Source organism: Streptomyces sp. NBC_01003 (assembly GCF_045162695.1).
In the GTDB taxonomy this organism is placed as follows: Bacteria; Actinomycetota; Actinomycetes; order Streptomycetales; family Streptomycetaceae; genus Streptomyces.
The window spans coordinates 4,376,706-4,393,582 of record NZ_CP108707.1 but is presented as its reverse complement, the minus strand read 5'-3'; the positions used below and the strand labels follow the sequence as shown (position 1 = coordinate 4,393,582).

Annotated in this window: 14 protein-coding genes; 11 read left to right on the top strand and 3 right to left on the bottom strand. The window is 70.3% G+C overall.

Features of this window, described 5'->3' with window-relative positions; all coding sequences use genetic code 11:
- Positions 1 to 20: 20 nt before the first annotated feature.
- From OG698_RS20010 to OG698_RS20000, 3 genes are read right to left on the bottom strand one after another with little or no spacing between them, the layout of a single operon-like run.
- Positions 21 to 1,166 (bottom strand): acyltransferase family protein, encoded by a 1,146-nt coding sequence (locus OG698_RS20010; RefSeq protein ID WP_406104457.1) that lies wholly within the window; start codon positions 1,164 to 1,166, stop codon positions 21 to 23.
- The gene (locus OG698_RS20005) at positions 1,163 to 2,500 is read right to left on the bottom strand and encodes a polysialyltransferase family glycosyltransferase (RefSeq protein WP_406104455.1); all 1,338 of its coding nucleotides are present in this window, start codon (positions 2,498 to 2,500) and stop codon (positions 1,163 to 1,165) included. Before OG698_RS20005 ends, OG698_RS20010 begins: the two co-directional genes overlap by 4 nt.
- Positions 2,497 to 3,477, bottom strand: a complete 981-nt coding sequence (locus OG698_RS20000; RefSeq protein WP_399971209.1) for a glycosyltransferase family 2 protein — start codon at positions 3,475 to 3,477, stop codon at positions 2,497 to 2,499. Before OG698_RS20000 ends, OG698_RS20005 begins: the two co-directional genes overlap by 4 nt.
- A gap of 198 nt (positions 3,478 to 3,675) precedes the next feature.
- Between OG698_RS20000 and OG698_RS19995 the strand changes: the two genes are divergently transcribed.
- From OG698_RS19995 to OG698_RS19945, 11 genes are all read left to right on the top strand, one after another.
- Positions 3,676 to 4,992: a DUF6716 putative glycosyltransferase gene (locus OG698_RS19995; protein ID WP_329570925.1), complete on the top strand. Its 1,317-nt coding sequence runs from the start codon at positions 3,676 to 3,678 to the stop codon at positions 4,990 to 4,992.
- Between the two features lie 26 nt (positions 4,993 to 5,018).
- On the top strand, positions 5,019 to 6,317 hold the full coding sequence (locus OG698_RS19990) for a cytidylyltransferase domain-containing protein (protein WP_406104454.1): 1,299 nt from the start codon (positions 5,019 to 5,021) through the stop codon (positions 6,315 to 6,317).
- 14 nt (positions 6,318 to 6,331) lie between these two features.
- Complete coding sequence (locus OG698_RS19985; protein WP_406104453.1) at positions 6,332 to 7,270, top strand: N-acetylneuraminate synthase family protein; 939 nt, start codon at positions 6,332 to 6,334, stop codon at positions 7,268 to 7,270.
- 86 nt (positions 7,271 to 7,356) lie between these two features.
- A complete protein-coding gene (locus tag OG698_RS19980) occupies positions 7,357 to 8,445 on the top strand; it encodes a hypothetical protein (RefSeq protein ID WP_406104451.1) in 1,089 nt (362 codons plus the stop codon).
- A gap of 176 nt (positions 8,446 to 8,621) precedes the next feature.
- Complete coding sequence (locus OG698_RS19975) at positions 8,622 to 9,404, top strand: glycoside hydrolase domain-containing protein (protein ID WP_100594947.1); 783 nt, start codon at positions 8,622 to 8,624, stop codon at positions 9,402 to 9,404.
- Between the two features lie 274 nt (positions 9,405 to 9,678).
- On the top strand, positions 9,679 to 10,938 hold the full coding sequence (locus tag OG698_RS19970; RefSeq protein ID WP_406104450.1) for an amidohydrolase: 1,260 nt from the start codon (positions 9,679 to 9,681) through the stop codon (positions 10,936 to 10,938).
- A 209-nt stretch (positions 10,939 to 11,147) separates the two neighbouring features.
- Entirely contained in the window at positions 11,148 to 12,209 is a 1,062-nt protein-coding gene (locus tag OG698_RS19965) for a BMP family protein (protein ID WP_406104448.1), read from the top strand.
- A gap of 193 nt (positions 12,210 to 12,402) precedes the next feature.
- Positions 12,403 to 13,971 (top strand): ABC transporter ATP-binding protein, encoded by a 1,569-nt coding sequence (locus tag OG698_RS19960; RefSeq protein WP_406111163.1) that lies wholly within the window; start codon positions 12,403 to 12,405, stop codon positions 13,969 to 13,971.
- Entirely contained in the window at positions 13,968 to 15,113 is a 1,146-nt protein-coding gene (locus OG698_RS19955; protein ID WP_406104446.1) for an ABC transporter permease, read from the top strand. The genes OG698_RS19960 and OG698_RS19955 overlap by 4 nt, the downstream gene beginning before the upstream one ends.
- Positions 15,110 to 16,399: an ABC transporter permease gene (locus OG698_RS19950; protein ID WP_383092032.1), complete on the top strand. Its 1,290-nt coding sequence runs from the start codon at positions 15,110 to 15,112 to the stop codon at positions 16,397 to 16,399. Before OG698_RS19955 ends, OG698_RS19950 begins: the two co-directional genes overlap by 4 nt.
- On the top strand, positions 16,396 to 16,785 hold the full coding sequence (locus tag OG698_RS19945) for a cytidine deaminase (RefSeq protein WP_100594725.1): 390 nt from the start codon (positions 16,396 to 16,398) through the stop codon (positions 16,783 to 16,785). The genes OG698_RS19950 and OG698_RS19945 overlap by 4 nt, the downstream gene beginning before the upstream one ends.
- Positions 16,786 to 16,877 lie beyond the last annotated feature (92 nt).

Sequence of the window (16,877 nt, the reverse complement as noted above, 5' to 3'; positions counted from 1 at the left end):
ACTCCACCGGGCATGAACCCTCAGTGAATCCTGGCGGGCGTGGGGCTCAGCCGTTTGCGCAGGAAAGGTGCAAGCGGCTTCTCCACGAAGCGGTTCAGGAGCCATGCGAGGGTGAGCATCGCGGCCACCGTGAGGGTGAAGGTCACGGCCGAGGGCAGCCCGAGACGCCGGTGCAGCACCTCTATCGCCACCCAGCCCAGATGCTCGTGGACCAGGTAGAACGGGTAGGTCAGCGCACCGGCGACCGTCAGCCATCCCCAGTTGATCCGGTTCAGCAGCCCGAGCGCGATCGCGCCCACCGCCACGAAGCCGAGGGTCACTATCAGGATGATCGAGCCCGACCCCCGGTACGAGAAGAAGTGAGGGTTCGGTGCATGCCACAGTGCGGCCACCGCGTAGTGCTGACCGATCAGCCAGCTCACGAGGACGATGCCCCACGCGGTCATGTCGCGGCGGTTGAGGTGGAGCAGATACAGGCCGACGCCGCCGATGAAGTACGGCGCGTACTCCGGCATCAGGATGACCTTGAGGGCCGGCTCGCCGGACGCCTGGGTGATCGCGGCGGCGAGCGTCCACACGGCGCAGAACAGCACGACGCGGCGCCGGTTCGCGCCCGGCAGGACGATACACAGGGCGAACAGCGCGTAGAAGCGGACCTCGGCCCACAGGGTCCAGCAGACGCCGAGGACCCGGTCCACGCCGAGCGGCTGCTGGAGCATCGTCAGATTGAGGAGCGCGTCACTGGGCGAGACCGCCTTGTACGCGACCACGGGCAGCGCGAAGACCGCCGTCACCAGGATCACGGCCGCCCAGTAGGACGGCAGCAGTCGGGACGCGCGGGAGGCGAAGAACGAGCGCAGGGGCTTGCCCCAGCCGCTCATGCAGATCACGAAGCCGCTGATGACGAAGAAGATCTGCACCCCGAGGCAGCCGTAGGCGAACCACTGGTGCAGCGACGGGAACTGGACCCTCGGTGAGGTGCCCCAGGCCTGGGACACCTCACCGTCACGGCCGCCGTAGTGGTACGCGGCGACCATCAGGGCGGCTATGAGGCGCAGGCCGTCCAGGGCTCTCAGCCGCGGTGCGTGCGCGCGGGGACGCGCGCTCCGCACCGTGGCGTCCGCTCCCGGAGAAAGCTTGGGGAGCGTCGTCTCTGAGGTACTCATCCGAGGGCAGCCCGCTTGAACGAGCGCGCGCGGCGGGCGACTCGGCGCACCGTCGCGTTGCGCGGAATGAACGCGAGCTGGGCCGGGACGGCGCCAGGCAGCGCGAGGGACGTGAGCCGGCGGCGCTTGAAGTAGCGCCACGTGTGGTCGTTCAAGTGCGTCGTGAGATACCGCTCGGCCGCGGCCCGCAGGTCCGGGTAGATCTTCGGCTGCATCGCGAAGCCGACCGCGCGCACCAGCTGGTTCAGCTCGGCGTTCGCCGTGCCGGACTCCTGCGCGGTCACGGCTGCCTGCTCCGACAGCTCGGGCAGCAGCGCGTCCACGATCGTGACCGGGACGCGGTTGCTGTTCTGGTACGGCGCGAGGCGGTCGAGGAGGGTGCCGGTGCCGATGCGGGCGACCGGGATGCCGTAGAACGCGGACGCGGTGAGCAGCGCCGTCGAGAAGCAGCCGACCACCAGAGCCGGGCGCATCCGCTGGTACAGGACCTCGGCGAGCACGGGCGTGTCGAGGACGGTGAGCTCGACGCCGAGCTTCTCCGCCTCCGCCTCCAGCGTGCGCGACCAGGTGGCCGGCGCCGTCGGGTGGGGCTTGAAGACGATCCGTGTGTGGCCGAGGGCGACCGCGCCGCGCATCATCCGCACGTGCAGGTCCTCCTCCTCCTGCGCGGTGAGGATGTCGAGCGCGGACAGGTACTGCCCGAGCAGCACGGCCGGTTCGGGCCCGACGGGCGGCAACTCGCCGCTCACATCGCCCAGTTCGGCCAGCACCTTCACGAAGACGTCCGTCGGCACGACCTCGGGCTCCACGCCGAACTCCGTGAGGAGCAGCGGCTTCAGGTCCGGTACGAGGTCCAGGTGCAGCAGCCGCCGCACGCGGGTGCCGACCAGCGGGTCGATCTTGTTGCGGGTGGGGCCGTAGCTCATCAGGCCGTCCGCGTACACGTCGAGGGGGATGCCGGTGAAGATCTGCGCCACGGCCATCGCCGGGTTGACCTGGATCGACTCCACGGCCAGCTCGACGTCGTCGTCGCCCAGATTCCAGGCGAGGCGCAGATGGCGCTCCCACAGCGGTACGTCGTCGGGGCGCGGGGCCCAGCCGCCGGGGTGGAAGGGCGCGATGGTCTCGTTCCACGACACGACGTCGTCGAAGCGGCCGCGCAGCTGCTCGAAGCCCGGCATCTCGTCGACGGAGGGCGTCGTCTCCGGGGTCGCCGCGTTGTTGGCGACAAGCAGGATGCGCCGGTCCGCGGGTGCGTAGCAGTCCGCGTCGAGGGCCGCGGCGATCGTCGCGGTCCCGTACAGCGTGGAGGCGAGGAAGATCTGCGTGGTCACGCGGCAGCCACCCCCGCCGCGGCGGGCCGGCGCCGCAGCCGGCGCAGGCGCGTCGCCCGCTGGACGTCCATCGAGTCGAGCGCGTCGTCGAGTACGTCCTGCGGCATGCGCTTCAGCGCCGCGGAACTCAGTGTCTTCAATTTGCGCGCCACTGCCGGTTCGAACCTTTCGATGGATCCCAAGTGGTGGGAAATAATCGCGCAGTACGTACGGACGGCCTTCGGCAGAAGTTTTTCCGCGTCCTGGTCCTGCGCCGTTTCGGCCACCACCTGGTCGAACGCCTTGATGAAATCGAGCTGCCGCACATCGCCGATCTGCGTCAGCGACGAGGCGACACCGCGCCGGTAGAACACGCCGAGAAGTCCCACCGCGGCAAAGGATTTCGCCTCGCGGTGCAGCCGCCAGATCCACGGCCTGTCCTCGGCCGTACGCAGGCCGTCGGTGAAGTGGAGGAGGCCGGCGTCGGCGAGCCGCCGGTGGTACATGCCGGCCCACGCGTACGCGTAGTCGACGGACGTCGAGCGGTCGGCGGGCAGGATCGCCTCGCGCGGATCCATGACGACACCGCGCCTGCCGGTCGGCACGCGATGGACGGTGCGGGCCCGCGCGGTGCACTGGACATGGTCCGTACGGACGAAATCGCAGCCCAGGCCTTCGATGGAGGCGAGCAGTTGCTCGTAGTATCCAGGGGCGAGCCAGTCGTCCCCGTCCAGGAATGTCAGGTACTCACCGCGCGACGCGTCGAGTCCGGTGTTGCGCGCGGTGGCCAGGCCTCCGTTCTTTTCGTGTCTGACCAGGACGGCGCCGGGCAGCTCGCGCTCGGCGCGCGCGAGAATGTCCGGGGTCTCGTCCTTCGAACAGTCGTCGACGAGAATGAATTCGAAGTCGTCGCGTGCGTTGGCACGAAGACTTCTGAGGGTGTCGGGCGCGTATTGCTGCACGTTGTAGAACGGCACGATGACGGAGAGCTTGACCACGTGAAGGACGCTAGGTGGCGGCCCGGCATTCGTCTTGACCGATGGTGAGATGTCAGGTGAACGACGCGTGGCGGAATAGTGAACCCGCCTGCTTCCCGGTCACTTCCCGGCCGGATTCGCCATTCGTCGGTGCGCTGTTAACCGTTTGTTGCACTCCGGTTGGGCCGTCGATCGGAATCGCTTCCTAGCTTCTTCGGTGTGCCAGCAAGTACCTCTGAGACCCGACGGGTCGCCGTGCTCGCGGACTCCGACACCCGGTGGAAGTGGGGCGCGCTCACCGCGCGCCGCCTCACCACCGACGAGAGTCCGCTCAACGGATTCCTCCTGCGCGGCCGGGCCACCCCGACACCCCGCCAGCTCGACGAAGTCGGCGTCCGCGCCGACAGCCTCGACGAAGTCACCGCCGTCGAATTCCTGCGCCGTATGGAGCAGGACGCCGACCGGTACGACGTCGTCGTCCTCGCCCTCGTCGGCGGCGCCGTCCAGGCCATGCTCCACGGCCTCGCGCGGGCCTGGCAGGGCAGGGCCAAGCGGCCCGTCGTCGTCACCGGCTACGTGGGAGTCGTCTACGAGAAGCTCGCCGACGGGCTGCTCCTGCGGCACGGCGCCGACCTCGTCCTCGCCAACTCCCGCCACGACGCGGACCGTTTCCGCGCCGTGTACGAAGGTGTGGACGCCGACGCCTCCTCGGTGACCGAGTGCGCGCTGCCGTTCCTCGGCGGCACGCCCTACGAGGAGAAGCACGACCCGTACACGGTCGTCTTCGCCGCGCAGCCCTCCGTACCGGACACCCCCGCCGACCGCGCCTACCTGCTCAAGCGGCTCGTCGGGCACGCCCGTCTGCACCCCGAGCGCGAGGTACTGCTCAAGCTGCGCAGCAAGCCGGGCGAGCACACCACGCACATCGAAGAGGCGCCCTACCAGAAGCTCGCCCAGCGGATCGACGGCGGACTGCCCGCCAACTGCCGCCTCGTCTACGGGCACATGGGCGAGGTACTCGACCGCACCGACCTCCTGGTCACCGTCAGCTCGACGGCCGCGCTCGAAGCCCTGCACCGGCGCATCCCCACGGCCCTGCTCACGGACCTCGGGGTGCGCGAGGCGCTCGGCAACCACCACTTCACCGGCTCCGGCTGCCTCGCCTCCTGGGACCAGCTCGACGCGGGCCACCTGCCGAAGGCCGACGAGGAGTGGGTGGCACGCCAGGGCGTCGCGGCCGACGGCACGTACGACACCGCCTTCGACACGGCCCGCGCCCGGGTCACCGGCCTGACCGGAGCCGACCGGCTCCCGCCCCTGGCCCCCTACTACAGCCTCACCACCGCCCCCGGCTACCTGCCGCGCATCCTCGCCCGCCACCACCTCGCCCCCGACGGGACGCCGCTGCCCGGCGCACCCGCCGCCGGCAAGGAGCCCGGCCCCGTCCGGCAGATCGTGCGCCGCGCCGCACGTGGCGCCTACCGGCACGGAGTGCAGCGCGTGGCGCCCGTCATCCGGCGGATGGGCGAGCTGTGAACGCCCGTACCCCTCAAGGAGACCTGATGACCAACCCGGAAGCGGGCACAGCGGCACCGGTCCGCCGCGTCCTCGCCGTGATCCCCGCCCGTGGCGGCTCCAAGGGAGTGCCCGCCAAGAACCTCGCCCCGGTCGGCGGCGTGCCCCTCGTGGCCCGCACCGTCCGCGAGTGCCGCGCCACCCGGCTCGTCACGGACGTCGTGGTCTCCACCGACGACGCCGCGATCGCCGCCGTGGCCCGCGAGGCGGGCGCCGAGGTCGTCCTGCGGCCCGCCGCCATCGCCGGCGACAAGTCGAGCTCCGAGGCGGCCGTGCTGCACGCCCTCGACGCCCACGAGGCCCTCCAGGGCGCAGCGGTCGACGTCGTGCTCCTCGTCCAGTGCACCAGCCCCTTCATCGTCCGCGAGGACATCGACGGCGTCGTCAACGCGATCGTCGAGAAGGGCGCCGACACGGCCCTGACCGTCGCCCCCTTCCACGGGTTCGTATGGCGCGACGCCGATGACGAGCCGGCCGCGCCCGCGGTCGAGCGCGCCTCCGTCGAGGGCGGCACCGACACGCTCGTCGCCCCCGCCGCCACCAGCGGCGGCTACGGCGTCAACCACGACAAGTCCTTCCGCCAGATGCGCCAGGACCGCCCCCAGGACCTCCTGGAGACCGGCGCGGTCTACGCCATGGACGCGAGCGGCTTCCGCGAGGCCAAGCACCGCTTCTTCGGCCGCACGGAACTCGTCCGCACCGACCCCGCGCGGGTCCTCGAGATCGACGACCCGCACGACCTCTCCCGCGCCCGGGCCCTCGCGCCGCTCTTCGACGCGAACAGGCCCGGCTCCCTCCCGACCGCCGAAGACATCGACGCGGTCGTCCTCGACTTCGACGGCACCCAGACCGATGACAAGGTGCTGATCGACTCCGACGGACGGGAGTTCGTCACCGTGCACCGCGGTGACGGCCTCGGCATCGCGGCCCTGCGCAAGTCGGGCCTGCCGCTGCTGATCCTGTCCACGGAACAGAACCCGGTCGTCGCCGCCCGGGCCAGGAAGCTCCAGATCCCGGTCCTGCACGGCATCGACCGCAAGGACCTCGCACTGAAGCAGTGGTGCGAGGAACAGGGCATCGCGCCCGAGCGCGTGCTCTACGTCGGCAACGACGTCAACGACCTCCCGTGCTTCGGCCTTGTCGGCTGGCCCGTGGCGGTCGCGAGCGCCCACGACGTCGTACGAGGCGCCGCGCGCGCGGTCACCGCTCTCCCCGGTGGTGACGGCGCGATCCGAGAGATCGCCACCTGGATCCTCGGCCCTTCTCTCGACTCCCTCAACAAGTAAGGAACTCCCCAGTCATGAGCACCAACTCCCGCCTGCGCACGTTCGGTTCGAAGACCGCCGGCCCCGGCCAGCCCGTGTACATCACCGGCGAGATCGGCATCAACCACAACGGCGACCTCGACAACGCCTTCAAGCTGATCGACGTGGCCGCCGAGGCCGGCTGCGACGCCGTCAAGTTCCAGAAGCGCACCCCGGAGATCTGCACCCCGCGTGACCAGTGGGACATCGAGCGCGACACCCCCTGGGGTCGCATGACGTACATCGACTACCGCCACCGCGTCGAGTTCGGCGAGGACGAGTACCGCCAGATCGACGAGCACTGCAAGAAGCGCGGCATCGACTGGTTCGCCTCCCCGTGGGACACCGAGGCCGTCGCCTTCCTGGAGAAGTTCGACATCCCGGCCCACAAGGTCGCCTCCGCGTCGCTCACCGACGACGAGCTGCTCCGCTCCCTGCGCGCCACCGGCCGCACGGTCATCCTCTCCACCGGCATGTCGACGCCGAAGCAGATCCGTCACGCGGTCGAGGTCCTCGGCTCGGACAACATCCTCATGTGCCACGCCACGTCGACCTACCCGGCGCAGGCGGAGGAGCTGAACCTCCGGGTCATCAACACCCTCCAGTCCGAGTACCCGAACGTCCCGATCGGCTACTCCGGCCACGAGACCGGCCTGCAGACCACGCTCGCCGCCGTCGCCCTCGGCGCCACCTTCGTCGAGCGTCACATCACCCTCGACCGCGCCATGTGGGGCTCCGACCAGGCCGCCTCCGTCGAGCCGCAGGGCCTCACCCGCCTCGTGCGCGACATCCGCACCATCGAGGCGTCCCTCGGTGACGGCGTCAAGAAGGTCTACGAGTCGGAGCTCGGCCCGATGAAGAAGCTCCGCCGCGTCGCGGGCGTCGTCGCCGAGTCGGAGATCGCCGTCGCCGCGGGCGAGCCGGTCGGCGTCTGACCGTCCGACGTCCGCCCGTGTGGGCCGGCGCCCAGCCGGGCGCCGGCCCACGGGCCCCAACCCCCCACAGGTCCCTCGGAGGGCCCATGTCGCCCATGTCAGCAGCACGCTCCGGACGCCGCTCCGGAACCCTGTGTTTCGTGGAGAGCCCCGTCCAGCTCCTCAACGTCCTGGAATGGGCGCATCGCGCCGAGAGCACCGACAACACGGACCGGATCACCCTGGTCGTTCTGTCGCCCACGGACCCCATGACCCGCGGCCAGCTGCGCCGCATGGCCGAGCTCGCCCGCGACGAGGGCCACATCGTCCGCTGGGAAGAGGCGCGCGGCGGCGCCACCGCGCCCTTCCACACCATCGGCGGACTCGCGGGCGCGCTGCGCAAGGCCGCCCGCATCGTCATCGGCGACCCGTTCTCCCGCTACGTGCAGCTCCTGCTGACGATCACCCGGGCCCCCGAACTCGTCGTCGTCGACGACGGCACCGCGACCATGGAGTTCGTCTCCCAGCTCGCCCGCGGTGAGCGCCTCGTGCGCTGGCACCGCCGCGGCGGCCGCCCCGGACCGCGCGACATCGTCTTCGCGCCCGTGTCCGCCGCCGCCCGCCGCCGCCTCACCCCCGACGGCACCCGCCGCACCGTCGAGGTCTTCTCGGCCATGCCGATCGACTCCGTCCCCGACGGTGTCCGCGTCACCCGCAACGACTTCACCTGGACCCGCGCCCGCTTCGGCCCGCCCCGCATGACGAAGGGCGCCGACCTCGTCGGCACGTCCCTCGTCGAGACCGGCGTCGTCGACCCGGACCGCTACCTGGAAGCCGTCCGCACCCTCGCCCGCGCCCACGGCGCGACGCGCTACTTCGCCCACCGCCGCGAGAGCTCGGACAAGCTGCACCGCCTCGCCACCGAGACCGGCCTCGAAGTGGTCCGCCCCGACCTCCCCCTCGAACTGATCGCTCGCCGCGGCCCCATCGGCCGTACGATCCTCAGCTTCCCCTCGACGGTCGTCCACACCCTGCCCCTGGCCCTCGTGGGCACCGAGGTCCGCGTCGCCGTCTGTGACATCGACCCCGCCTGGCTGACGGAGAACGCCTCACCGCGCGCGCAGGGGTTCCTCTCCGGAGTCACGGGGACGGCGCGGGATGTGCACCGGCTGGCGTCGGTGGCCCCGGCCGTGTGAACGCACGGCCGCGCTTGGCAAGACCTTGGTGATCGCTTAGCCGCGCGGAGGGCAACGGAACGGTGTCCGGGCGGGTCTGACCCACCGCACCCCCCACTCCGTATCCGTACAGAGCGCCAGAGGAACCCGTGACGCACTCCCGACACCGCCTCTCCAAGAGACGCCGCTACGTCGCCATGTCCGCCGCAGGCGTGGCACTGGCCGCCACCGGAGCGATCGTGGCCCAGTCCGCGACAGCCACAACCCTCCCCGCGGCCAAGACGTACACCGGCCGCGCCTTCGACACCTGCACGGCCCCCTCCCTCTCCGCCATGAAGGCCTGGAAGACCGGCTTCTACGGCGCTGCCGCCGTCTACGTCGGCGGCAAGAACCGCGGCTGCGCCCAGCCCAACCTCACCGCGTCCTGGGTGAAGTCGGTCAGCGCCTCCGGCTGGAAGCTGATCCCGCTCTACGTGGGTGCCCAGCCGCCCTGCCAGTCCGGCGCGAACCCCGAGAAGATGACCGCGTCCACCGCCGCCTCGCTCGGCGCGAAGGACGGCGCCGACGCGGTCACCAAGGCAGCCGCCCTCGGCATGAAGGCCGGCTCCCCGCTCTACCTGGACATGGAGTCGTACGACACGACGAACACGTCCTGCAACAACGCGGTCCTCACCTACGTCCGCGCCTGGGACAAGGCCGTGCACGCCAAGAGCTACCGGACCGGCTTCTACGGCTTCCGCAGCTCCAGCGCGAAGGCCGTCGCCACGACGACGAACCGCACGGACATGCCGGACATCCTCTGGTACGCGCTCTGGGACAAGGTCAACACGACCACTACGGACTGGCCCTTCGCCTCCACCCTGTGGACCGGCCACCGCCGCGCCCACCAGTACATGGTGAACAGCAAGGAGTCGCGCGGCGGTTACACGATCACGGTGGACCGCGACGCGTGGGACGCGCCGGTGGCGATCGTCGGCTGACCGCCGAGATCGGGTCGGTGGGGGTGTACCTGGGGTCGGACGGTGCGCCCCTGTCCGGGGCCGGAGTGCTCACGCACGCCGTCACCGCGCGTCATCAGGTGGCGGGTGACGGGGAAGCCGAAGACAACTCGGCGCGAAAGAGACGTCTTACCCACTCCGCGTGAATCGCATGCGCACTCCGGCCGAGTTTCTTACCCCAATTCGGTTGAACTTTTGTTGATCGTGAGGCGGCTGCCCCCCGCCCCGGCCTACCCTTCAAAGGGTGAACCAATTGATGTCCCGAGAGTCCGAGGCCGGTCAGCCCGGGGAAGTGGTCCCCTCCGGAGCGCTGCCCGGCACGCTGTCCGAAGAGCTCCGTGCCGAACTGGTTGCCTTCCGCCGTGACTTGCACATGCACCCCGAGCTCGGCAACCAGGAGTTCCGCACGACGGCGGCGATCAGGGCCCGCCTGGAGAAGGCCGGGCTCACTCCACGCATTCTGGACATCGGCACCGGACTCGTCTGCGACATCGGCACGGCGGAGGGGGAGTGGCGGGGCGGGCCCCCCATGCTCGCCCTGCGCGCCGACATCGACGCGCTTCCCATCCCGGACACCAAGGCGAGCTGCGCCTACCGATCCACCGTGCCCGGCCGCGCCCACGCCTGCGGTCACGACGTGCACACGACGGTCGTGCTCGGCGCGGGCCTGGTCCTCGCCGAGCTGCACCGGCAGGGCCGGCTCCCGCACCCCGTACGCCTGATCTTCCAGCCCGCCGAGGAGGTGCTGCCCGGCGGCGCCCCCGACGCCATCGAGTCGGGCGTGCTCGAAGGCGTCGGGTCGATCATCGGCGTGCACTGCGACCCGAAGGTCGACGCGGGCCGGATCGGGCTGCGGCACGGCGCGATCACCTCGGCCTGCGACCGGCTCGAGGTCGCGCTCGACGGGCCCGGCGGGCACACCGCGCGCCCCCACCTCACCACCGACCTCGTGACCGCCGCCGCGAAGGTGGCCACCGAGGTCCCCGCGCTCGTCGCCCGCCGCATCGACGCCCGTTCGGGCCTCGCCGTGACCTGGGGGCGTATCGAATCCGGCCACGCGTGCAACGTCATCCCGCAGCACGCCGAGCTGTCCGGCACCGTCCGCTGCCTCGACCTCGAAGCGTGGCGGCAGGCGCCCGACCTGGTGCACGGCGCCATCCAGGAGATCGCCGACCTCTACCGCGCCAAGTCGGAGATCAACTACATCCGCGGGGTGCCGCCCGTGGTCAACGACCCGGAGGTCACCGACCTCCTGACCGCCGCGATGACCCTGCGCCGCGGCCCCCACTCCGTCGAGGACACCCAGCAGAGCCTGGGCGGCGAGGACTTCTCCTGGTATCTGGAGCACGTCCCCGGCGCCATGGCCCGCCTCGGGGTGCGCACCCCCGGCGAGCGCGGCGGACGCGACCTGCACCAGGGCGACTTCGACGCCGACGAGTCGGCGATCACCGTAGGGGTGGAGCTGTTCACCGCGGCGGCGCTGATGGACGGGGCCGCACGGGAGCAGGGGGCGTAGATCGGTGCGGGCAAAGGGTCGGTGTGGGCGGCACGTAACCCACCCGACCCACCCCGGTAACGCCCCGTAGACCGGACCGCCGGGCGGCGTTCGCGTCAATCCGATAACGGCTGCGGAACGGCCCTTTATCTGACATCTACGCGCGTTACGATCCGTCCGAAAACCAGCGCCGGGAGCCCGGCGCTCAGGTCAGGTCGAAGGAGCCTCCCTTGCGCCGGGTAGCCAAAATCTCTGCTGCGTGCATAGCCACCGCGGCACTCGCTCTCACCGCCACCGCATGTGGCGGCACTTCCTCGGAAAACGAGTCCTCGGGCTCCACGTCGGACTCCGGCAAGAAGGGCGGCGTCAAGATCGGCCTCGCCTTCGACGTCGGCGGCCGTGGCGACCACTCCTTCAACGACTCCGCCGCGCGCGGTGCCGACAAGGCCAAGAAGGAGTTCGGCGGTGACCTCAAGGAGCTGACCGCCAAGACCTCCGACACCGAGGCCGACCGCGAGCAGCGCCTGTCCGACCTGGCCGACGCCGGCTACAACCCCATCATCGGGGTCGGCTACGCGTACGCCACCTCGATGACCAAGGTCTCCGCGAAGTACCCGAAGACCACCTTCGGCATCGTCGACTCCGTGGTGAACGCCAAGAACACCGACTCCATCGTCTTCACCGAGGAGCAGGGCTCCTACCTGGCCGGCGTCGCCGCCGCGCTGAAGACGAAGAAGGACCACGTCGGCTTCATCGGCGGTGTCGACGTCCCGCTGATCAAGAAGTTCGAGGCGGGTTACGTCCAGGGCGTCAAGGCCACCAACCCGAAGATCAAGGTCGACGTCCAGTACCTGAGCCACGGTTCGGACACCTCCGGCTTCGCCTCTCCGGACAAGGGCAAGGAAGCCGCCCAGGGCATGCTCGACAAGGGCGCCGACGTCGTCTACTCGGCGGCCGGCTCCTCCGGCAACGGTGCCATCGAGGCCGTCTCCGGCACGAAGGGCGCCTGGGCGATCGGCGTCGACTCGGACCAGTACAACATCCCGGGTCTGGCCAAGTACAAGTCCTCGATCCTGACTTCGGTCGTCAAGAACGTCGACATCGGCGTCTACGACCTGATCCAGTCGGTCAAGGACGGTTCGCCGAAGACCGGCACCAACACCTACGCCCTGAAGGACGGCGGCGTCTCGCTCGCCACCTCCGGCGGCTACATCGACGACATCCAGGCCAAGCTGGACGCCGCCAAGGAGCAGATCGCGAGCGGCAAGGTCAAGGTCAAGACCACCCCGTGACCTGAGGCCCCTGAGGGCCCGGCTCGGCGGGGGGAGTGGCGAAAGCTTCCCCTCGCCGGGCCATAACAATGTGTCAACTCTACGCGTGTAGCTAAGAGTTGGCGTATTACCGTCGCCGACGCGCCCCCGCGCGGCTCCGCGCGACCGTTCACCCCTTCCGTACGTACGTCCTGTCCCCCGAGGAGAGTGCGCCATCAACGCGTCCAGCCCTCCCGCCGTCGAACTGCGCGGCATCACCAAGCGCTTTCCCGGCGTCGTCGCCAACCGCGACATCGACATCACCGTACGGCGGGGCACCGTCCACGCCCTGTGCGGTGAGAACGGCGCCGGCAAGTCGACCCTGATGAAGATCCTCTACGGCATGCAGAAGCCGGACGAGGGCACCATCGCGGTCGACGGCACCCAGGTCGCCTTCGCCACGCCCGCCGACGCCATCGCGCGCGGCATCGGCATGGTTCACCAGCACTTCATGCTGGCCGACAACCTCACCGTCCTGGAGAACGTCGTCCTGGGCGCCGAGAAGCTGCACGGCATCGGCGGCAAGGCGCGTACGAAGATCCGCGAGATATCGGAGGCGTACGGCCTCGGGGTGCGCCCCGACGTCCTCGTCGAGGAGCTCGGGGTCGCCGACCGGCAGCGCGTCGAGATCCTCAAGGTCCTCTACCGGGGTGCCCGGACGCTGATCCTCGACGAGCCCACCGCGGTCCTCGTGCCGCAGGAGGTCGACGCGCTCTTCGACAACCTGCGCGAGCTCAAGTCCGAGGGCCTCACCGTCATCTTCATCTCCCACAAGCTGGGCGAAGTGCTCTCCGTCGCGGACGAGATCACGGTCATCCGGCGCGGGACGACGGTCGGCACGGCCGACCCGAGGAACACGAGCACCAAGCAGCTCGCCGAGCTCATGGTCGGCAGTGAGCTGCCGTCGCCGGAGACCGAGGAGTCGACGGTCACCGACACCCCGATGCTCCACCTGGGTGGCCTGCGCCTCACGCAGACCGACCTGGACGGCGTCGAGCGCGTCATCCTCGACGACGTCAGCTTCACCATCCACCGCGGCGAAGTCCTCGGCATCGCGGGCGTGGAGGGCAACGGCCAGTCCGAACTCGTCGAGGCCATCATGGGCATGCGGACCGCGGACCGCGGCACCGTCGCCCTGAACGGCACCGACGTCACCCGGACCCCCACCCGCAAGCGCCGCGAAGCCGGTGTCGGTTACATCCCCGAGGACCGGCACCGTCACGGGCTGCTCCTCGAAGCGCCGCTGTGGGAGAACCGGGTCCTCGGCCATGTCACCGAGCGCCCCAACTCCAAGGGCGGGCTGCTCGACCTCAGGGCCGCCCGCGCCGACACCGAGCGCATCGTGCGCGACTACGACGTCCGCACACCCGGCATCGAGGTCACCGCGGCCTCCCTGTCCGGTGGCAACCAGCAGAAGCTGATCGTCGGCCGCGAGATGAGCCACGCGCCCAAGCTGCTGATCGCCGCCCACCCCACCCGCGGTGTGGACGTCGGCGCGCAGGCCCAGATCTGGGACCAGATCCGCCGCGCCCGCCGCGAGGGCCTCGCCGTGCTGCTCATCTCGGCCGACCTGGACGAGCTGATCGGCCTGTCCGACACCCTGCGGGTGATGTACCGCGGCCGCCTGGTCGCCGACGCCGACCCCGCCACCATCACCCCGGAGGAGCTGGGCTCCGCCATGACAGGTGCGGCCTCCGGCCACCTCGAGCACACGGAAGACGCCGAAGGCGGGGACGCCCGATGAAGACACTGATATCCCGGGGCAAGTCCCGGATCGACAAGGAGCGGCTGATCCTCGCGGTCGCCGCCCCGCTCCTGGCGATCATCGCCGCACTCGTCGTCACCGCCGTGATCATCGCGGCGACCGGCAAGGACCCCTTCGCCGCGTTCAGCGACATGGTGACCTACGGCTCCGCGAGCGACAGCCAGGTCTACATCCTCAACAAGGCGACGACGTACTACCTCGCGGGTGTCGCGGTGGCCATCGGCTTCCGCATGAACCTGTTCAACATCGGTGTCGACGGCCAGTACCGGCTCGCCGCGTTCGTCGCGGCCGTGCTCGGCGGGGCGCTCACGCTGCCCGGCTGGCTCTCCATCCCGCTGATCCTGCTCGCCGCCATGGCGACCGGTGCCCTGTGGGCCGCCATCGCGGGCATCCTCAAGGTGACCCGCGGTGTCAGCGAGGTCATCTCGACGATCATGCTCAACTCGATCGCGACCGCGATCATCGCCTACCTCCTCCAGCCCGAGCAGCTCGGCCAGCTCGACGAGGCGGGCACCCTGGTCTCCACCAAGCCGCTGCCCGAGTCCTCGAACTTCTTCATGATCGACGCGGGACCGGCCGGCCAGGTCTGGGGCTTCATCGTGATCGCCGTGCTCGTCGGCATCGCGTACTGGTTCGTCCTCGGCCGCACCCGCTTCGGCTTCGACCTGCGCACGGTCGGTCAGTCCGAGTCGGCGGCCGCCGCGAGCGGCGTCAGCGTCAAGAAGATGGTCGCCACCAGCATGGTCATCTCGGGTGCCGTGGCCGGTCTGGTCGGCATGCCGACGCTGCTCAACGACAGCCACCAGTACGACAACAGCTTCCCGGTGGGCCTCGGCTTCACGGGCATCGCGATCGCGCTGCTCGGCCGCAACCACCCGGTCGGCATCGCGCTCGGCGCCCTGCTGTGGGGCTTCCTGGAGCGCACCACCAACCACCTGGAGTTCCAGGGCTACGACAAGGAGATCCTCGGCGTGATCCAGGGCGTCATCGTCCTGTGCGTCGTCATCGCCTACGAAGTCGTACGCCGCTACGGGCTCAAGCGCCAGCAGCAGCGGGTCGGCGCCGAGCTCGCCGCGCAGGCCGCCGCCGTCCGCACCGACAAGCAGGAGGTGGCCGGATGACCGCCACGACGACCGACACCCCGCCGCCGGCGGCCCCCGCGGTGAGCGGCGCCAAGAAGGCGCGCGGCCGGCTCTCCACGGGCCAGACCCTGATGATCGTCGTCGGTGCGCTGTTCCTGGTCTCCGCCGTCCGCGTCATCACGGGCGCCGACCAGCTCACCTCCGGCGGCCAGATCAGCGCCGCGCTCGGACTCGCCGTGCCCATCGGCCTCGCGGCCCTCGCGGGCCTGTGGTCGGAGCGGGCCGGCGTGGTCAACATCGGCCTCGAAGGCATGATGATCCTCGGCACGTTCGGCGCCGGCTGGCTCGGCTGGCAGACCAGCCCCTGGCTCGGCCTCGTCTGTGGCATCGGCTTCGGTGTGCTGGGCGGTCTGATCCACGCCGTCGCCACCATCACGTTCGGCGTCGACCACATCGTCTCCGGTGTCGCCGTCAACCTCCTCGCCCTGGGCGCCACCCAGTACCTCGCCAAACTGTTCTTCGCCGACGGCGATCCCGCGGCCAAGGGCGGCAACCCCAAGCAGTCGCCGCCCGCCGAGTCGCTCGGCGACGTCACGATCCCGGGCCTGTCCAGCGGACTGCACTCCATCGAGCAGCACCACTGGTTCCTGGTCTCCGACCTCGCCGGCATCCTCGGCGGCCTGGTCACCAACGTCTCCGTGATCACGATCCTCGCCGTGCTGCTCTTCGTGGGCAGCTGGTGGGTGCTGTGGCGCACCTCGTTCGGCCTGCGCCTGCGCTCCTGCGGTGAGAACCCGGTCGCGGCCGAGTCCCTCGGCGTCAACGTGTACGCGCACAAGTACGCGGCCGTCGCCATCTCCGGCGGACTCGCGGGTCTCGGCGGCGCGTTCCTCGCGCTGGTCACCTCGCACAGCTACCTGGAGGGCCAGACCGGCGGGCGCGGCTACATCGGCCTCGCCGCCATGATCTTCGGCAACTGGCGGCCGGGCGGACTCGCCATGGGCGCGGGCCTGTTCGGCTTCTCCGACGCGCTCCAGCTGCGCAACGGCGGCGAGACCGTCCACGCGCTGCTGCTCCTGCTGGTCGTGCTGCTGGCTCTGCTCGCGGGCTGGAAGGCGTACCGAAAGGCCATGATCCAGGCCACGATCAGCGCGGTGATTGCCGTAGTTGTCCTGGTCTGGTACCTCCTGACGGATGAGGTGCCCGGCGACTTCGTCGGCGCCACCCCGTATGTCGTCACCCTCCTGGTGCTCTCCCTGTCCGCGCAGCGGCTGCGGATGCCCAAGGCCGACGGCATGCGCTACCGGAAGGGTCAGGGCAAGTGACGGAAGCCGACTGGGAAGCACTCAGGGAGGCGGCCCGCGAGGCCATGTCCCGCGCGTACGTGCCGTACTCGGCCTTCCCGGTCGGCGCCGCGGCCCGCGTGGACGACGGCCGCACCGTGTCGGGCTGCAACGTCGAGAACGCGTCGTACGGGCTCGGCCTGTGCGCCGAGTGCGGGCTCGTCTCGCAGCTCCAGCTCACCGGCGGCGGCCGCCTGACGCACTTCACGTGCGTGGACGGCAAGGGCGAGATCCTGATGCCGTGCGGCCGCTGCCGCCAGCTCCTCTACGAGTTCGGGGGCACCGAGCTGCTCCTGGAGACGACGTCGGGGATCCGCCCGCTCGGCGAGATGCTCCCCGACGCGTTCGGACCCCAGCACCTCAACTGACCTACGGCCCCGCCCGGTTGGGCGGGGCCGCTTTCAACCGGTCGCTCTATGCGCGTAGAGTCGGCCTGCTGCCACCTGCGGAAGGACAACGC